At 35.4% G+C, this 4,384-nt stretch carries 8 protein-coding genes; 3 read left to right on the plus strand and 5 right to left on the minus strand.

The window, feature by feature from the left end; genetic code table 11:
• On the plus strand, positions 1–453 hold a 453-nt coding region (locus tag H7U02_RS11325; protein WP_201043393.1), incomplete at its 5' end, for an ABC transporter transmembrane domain-containing protein.
• Positions 454–614: 161 nt separating this feature from the next.
• Here the strand turns inward: H7U02_RS11325 and H7U02_RS11330 are convergent.
• Both H7U02_RS11330 and H7U02_RS11335 read right to left on the minus strand, forming a co-directional pair.
• Positions 615–1,832, minus strand: a complete 1,218-nt coding sequence (locus H7U02_RS11330) for a tyrosine-type recombinase/integrase (RefSeq protein WP_001291561.1) — start codon at positions 1,830–1,832, stop codon at positions 615–617.
• Between the two features lie 81 nt (positions 1,833–1,913).
• Positions 1,914–2,117 carry an excisionase gene (locus H7U02_RS11335; RefSeq protein ID WP_000814511.1) on the minus strand — a complete coding sequence of 68 codons (204 nt, stop codon included), beginning with the start codon at positions 2,115–2,117 and terminating at the stop codon, positions 1,914–1,916.
• Here H7U02_RS11335 and H7U02_RS11590 point away from each other — a divergent pair.
• Positions 2,101–2,352 carry a hypothetical protein gene (locus tag H7U02_RS11590; protein ID WP_001845478.1) on the plus strand — a complete coding sequence of 84 codons (252 nt, stop codon included), beginning with the start codon at positions 2,101–2,103 and terminating at the stop codon, positions 2,350–2,352. The genes H7U02_RS11335 and H7U02_RS11590 overlap by 17 nt on opposite strands.
• Positions 2,353–2,577: 225 nt before the next feature.
• Here the strand turns inward: H7U02_RS11590 and H7U02_RS11340 are convergent, their stop codons facing one another.
• Entirely contained in the window at positions 2,578–2,808 is a 231-nt protein-coding gene (locus tag H7U02_RS11340) for a helix-turn-helix domain-containing protein (RefSeq protein WP_000857133.1), read from the minus strand.
• On the minus strand, positions 2,805–3,227 hold the full coding sequence (locus H7U02_RS11345; RefSeq protein ID WP_000804885.1) for a sigma-70 family RNA polymerase sigma factor: 423 nt from the start codon (positions 3,225–3,227) through the stop codon (positions 2,805–2,807). Before H7U02_RS11345 ends, H7U02_RS11340 begins: the two co-directional genes overlap by 4 nt.
• Positions 3,228–3,731: 504 nt before the next feature.
• On the opposite strand from H7U02_RS11345, the gene H7U02_RS11350 reads away from it, so the two are divergent.
• The gene (locus tag H7U02_RS11350) at positions 3,732–4,085 is read left to right on the plus strand and encodes a helix-turn-helix transcriptional regulator (RefSeq protein WP_001227347.1); all 354 of its coding nucleotides are present in this window, start codon (positions 3,732–3,734) and stop codon (positions 4,083–4,085) included.
• Positions 4,086–4,144: 59 nt separating this feature from the next.
• On the opposite strand, the gene H7U02_RS11355 is transcribed toward H7U02_RS11350, so the two are convergent.
• Complete coding sequence (locus tag H7U02_RS11355; RefSeq protein ID WP_001860868.1) at positions 4,145–4,336, minus strand: cysteine-rich KTR domain-containing protein; 192 nt, start codon at positions 4,334–4,336, stop codon at positions 4,145–4,147.
• Positions 4,337–4,384 lie beyond the last annotated feature (48 nt).

Consider the following 4,384-nt stretch of genomic DNA (forward strand, 5'->3'; position numbering starts at 1 on the left):
ATATTATTATTTATGATAGTGTTATATTTTCTTATATCTTATCTTGAAAATTTTTTTATTATCCAATTTCAGACTAAAGCGAAGAATAATATTACTTTATCTACAATTAAACATTTGATAAATTTACCATACTCTTATTTTGATGATAGAGGTGAAGGAAATATATTGTATAGACTAGGCTTTTCTAGTCAGTTAGTTGATTTAATTTGTAATAAAATGGTTCGTACCATTTTAAGTTCATTAGGAGTGCTAATTTTATCATTGTATACAATATACAGATTTTCATCACTTCTGGTTCCCGTGTTATTAATGATACTACTTTTGGGAATACTTGTTATGTTCTTTAATTTCTACATACTTAGTGAAAAAGATGAAGAATTATCAAAGGAATCAAAATATAAGGAATTAGAAATTGAAATAGTAAGTAATATTTTTATATTAAACAAAGTATAAATTTCTAATTATCTTTTTATATTTTCTTAAATGCTCGTAAAGCCTTATTCTATGTGCTTTCGAGTATTTTTACTGTAGGAAGATACTTCACGTTTCTTTGCATATTTCCTCATGTCTTAGCTGTCAGAAGTGGTAAATAAGTAGTAAATTCATTTGTACTACTAAGCAACAAGACGCTCCTGTTGCTTCTCTTTATTCAAGCGTTTCATTTCTGCCATTGCAGAATCGAATGTTGCATGTGCGTAATAGTTCAGCGTCATGGCTATATTAGCATGTCCCATAATGTACTGTAATGCCTTTGGATTCATTCCTGCATTTGCATAGTTGGTACAGAATGTATGTCGCAAACTATGTGGAGTGATGTGTGGCAATTTATCCTCGTTATACTTATTGTATTTCTTAACAAGACCTTTCATCATGCCGTTGTAATCACTTGCCACTTTTGGATAGTTCTTTCTATTAAGAAAGAGGAAATCACTATATCCATCAATCTCAACACGCTTATCATTCTTTCGATTCGCTAACACTCGCTTAAATGCTTGATAGGCTTCTTCAACCATAGGAACTTGACGTTCGCCACTTTTGGTCTTTGGTGTTTCAATGTAGTACCCAATTTCAGTATCTCTCAATAGCTGATGGTCTATATTGACAAGACGATTCTCAAAATCTAAATCTGGAAGTGTCAAACCACCAAACTCTGAAATACGAAGACCTGTTTTTAAGAGTATCAGAATTTCATCATAATTTTTGCTGTAGGTTTTATCAGCTTTTGCAAAGGCTAACAGTTTTTCTTCCTGTTCTTCTGTTAGTACGGTCTTAGGGACAGTATCATCATCAAGAACTGCTTTCAGTTGAAAGTCAAATGGATTCTTCCGAACACAATCATCTTGTATAGCAATATAGAATGAAGCCTTTAAAGAACGTTTGTAGTTATTGATGGTTTGATAAGCATAACCATTTTCACTCATTCTAATAGCCCATTCTTTAGCGTCTGATGGCTTAATACTGTCAATACTTCTTACACCTAACTTGTCTTTCTTCAAAATATCCATAAGATATTTGCGTCCAGTTTCAGTGTTTTTTCTAACCTTTGGTCTTTGAGCGTTCTGTTTTGCGTAAAGCTGGCAGAGTGTCATTTTCTTTCCTACAACATCAATACCATCATGAATGTCTTTCTGTAACTCTGCGATTTTCTCTCTAAGTGAGATACAATCACGCTTTCCTGCTGGTACTCGGTCTGTAGCCACAAGTTTCCACGAGTAAACAAATTGCGGTTCTCCAAATGAATCTATATATTTGTATAAGTATCTTCCGTCTTTTCGTTGGCTCTCTCCAGTCTTTAAGATTCGACCTTTATTGTCACGTCTTTTTTCTGACATGGCATTTGCTCCTTTCCTTTATGGAAAGAGCCTTGATACGACTTAATACTATTTTATCATATACAAGACCCTTTGGCGACGCTAGATTGCGTCCAATGTATCTATAATTTTTTCAAATTGTTTTCGTTTAATCTGAATACGATTGCCATTCATAATCAGCCAATTTGCATTTTTATTTTCCTCTGCCAAGCGTCGTAGCTTGTTTTCGCCAATACGAAAATATTTTGACGCTTCTTCAATGGTTAGGGTATAACGTTCCCAAATAGGAATGTCAGTCTGCTTCATAAAATCCTCCTTTCCAAATCACTTATTTGGATTTCATAAAAGTTGTTTTACCAGCAATCGAACAGCTTTAGCAAAGCTCACGGGAGTTCCACCCCTGCATGGTTCTCATGTAGCCATACTCATTGCCTGCGACGGTTTTATCACGCTCGGACTATTGACTGTATGGGAGTATCATTATCACGATAAGAATGTCGTTGCAGGCAATCCTGCTAAAGATTGCTTCTCGGATCACTAACATGAATCGCTCGCTATCTTTATAAGATAGGTCATGGCGGTTAGTTCCGTTGGCTCTTTTCTTATCGAAACGTATTCGATTACTTTTATTCAGTTTTCAAAGAACAATGGCTCGTTAGCCTATCAAAACACATTGAAAGCTCAATATGCTTTGGTGGAATAACAAACCTCCCTGTTCGGGAAGCGTGGAATGGTTTAGCACGCTTCCACGAAAGGAGAGAGGATATTACTTAATTTCAAATGACAAAATCTTTGTAATCAGTCTGGTTTCCATTCTTCCACGTAAGACTTCATCAACGACCATACTTTGATTGCCATATTCATCTTTCATAAGTCGTAGGGAACGCTTCGTTATGTACCCTCTGTAATGATGTAGAATCTGGTTAATCGCTTCGGTATCGCCATCTGTTGCCTTTACAATGAGAGGAAAGGGAATCATAGGATATTGTGTTTTCATTCTTCAAATTCCTCCATAAACTTTTTAATTAAGGCTAGTCCACTGGTTCTATGCCGATAGACAGTAGAACGGTTCAATTTCAACAGGTCTGCAATTTCTGAATCGCTCATGTCCATAAAGTAAAACAGCAGTAGAATTTCACGTTTCTTGTCTGGCAACTCACGTAATGCTTCACTCAACAAATCATTTTCAACGCCTACTGATAACCCATTGAGTGTAAAAATCTGAAAGTCAGTTGAATAGTTATCTGTTGTCGCAAACTGGCTAACAAGATAATCGCCAACATCCGAAAAGGACACCTCACGCTTTGCAATCCTTGAAAGATAAAGCATATAATTCTTTCGCTCGTCTTCCATAGCACGTTTACAGATATAGTCAAACTGATTTTCTATTGTGGTCTGAAAAGAAGATGGTTTCATGTTTCTCACCCCCTTTCTGTCTAGGAAAGGAAGTGAGCCTTGCTCGTTTATCTCCTTTCACTCTTAGTCCCAATGTGAAAGGGGGATTTGTTGCATTACTGATAAATAAACTTTGTAAAAAAGTTCTGAATAGCCAAAAAAGCATATAAACAGATTTATTTCTCTGTTTACATGCTTCTGTTATTCTATCTATATGATTTATAAAACCACATTGGTGGACGTACTTATCTATTGCAGATAGACGACTTTTTTTGACAAGAACCCAATGTAAGGAAATTTATTGTATATGATGTACTTCATGGCGACGTTGACCTCCAACAAACCGCCATTTGGAAGTAATATACAATATTTTAACAGCGTAAATAGCACTACCATATAACGGTTTTTTTTATTGGCGTTTAGTAGTGCTTTTTATTAAATATAAACCTATAAACCATATAACACGTTTTTCTATACCTGTTTTTAATTCAGTAGGAACAATAAAATGTATAGAGGTGGTCTACTATGCGTAAAAAAGAAGATAAATATGATTTTAGAGCCTTTGGTTTAGCCATTAAAGAAGCTCGATTGAAACGAGGTTTAACTCGTGAACAAGTGGGAGCATTGATTGAAATTGACCCACGGTACTTAACTAATATTGAAAATAAAGGGCAACACCCCAGCATACAAGTTCTTTATGACCTTGTATCGTTACTTCATGTTTCCGTTGATGAATTTTTCTTACCTGCTAATAACTTGGTAAAAAGCACCCGACGATTACAGATAGAGAAATACATGGATAGCTTTACAGACAAAGAACTATCCTTAATGGAATCTTTAGCCAGCGGTATCAACGAAGCAAGAAACATCGAAGACTAATTAAAAGAATCCATACATAACGGAAAGAGCCGATAAAATGAGATTGTATTAATCTCATTTTATCGGCTCTGCGTCTTTGCGTCTGGCTCTGTAATCACAGTTACTTTGAACTGCTTTATTTCAATTAAATTTTCTTGTCTGCATTTCGGACAATAGAGGGGGAATTTTTTTAATTCAGTATCTTCCCTTATCTTTAATCGTGTTTTATTTCCACATACAGGACATGTTGAGGCGGTAAGTTTGCTAGTCAAGGAGTAAAACGACGAAGATTAGCATTTACTTCCGCCCATGCGATAGCT

The sequence above is a fragment of the Streptococcus sp. 3.1 genome, assembly GCF_016648915.1.
Classification (GTDB): Bacteria; Bacillota; Bacilli; order Lactobacillales; family Streptococcaceae; genus Streptococcus; species Streptococcus salivarius_E.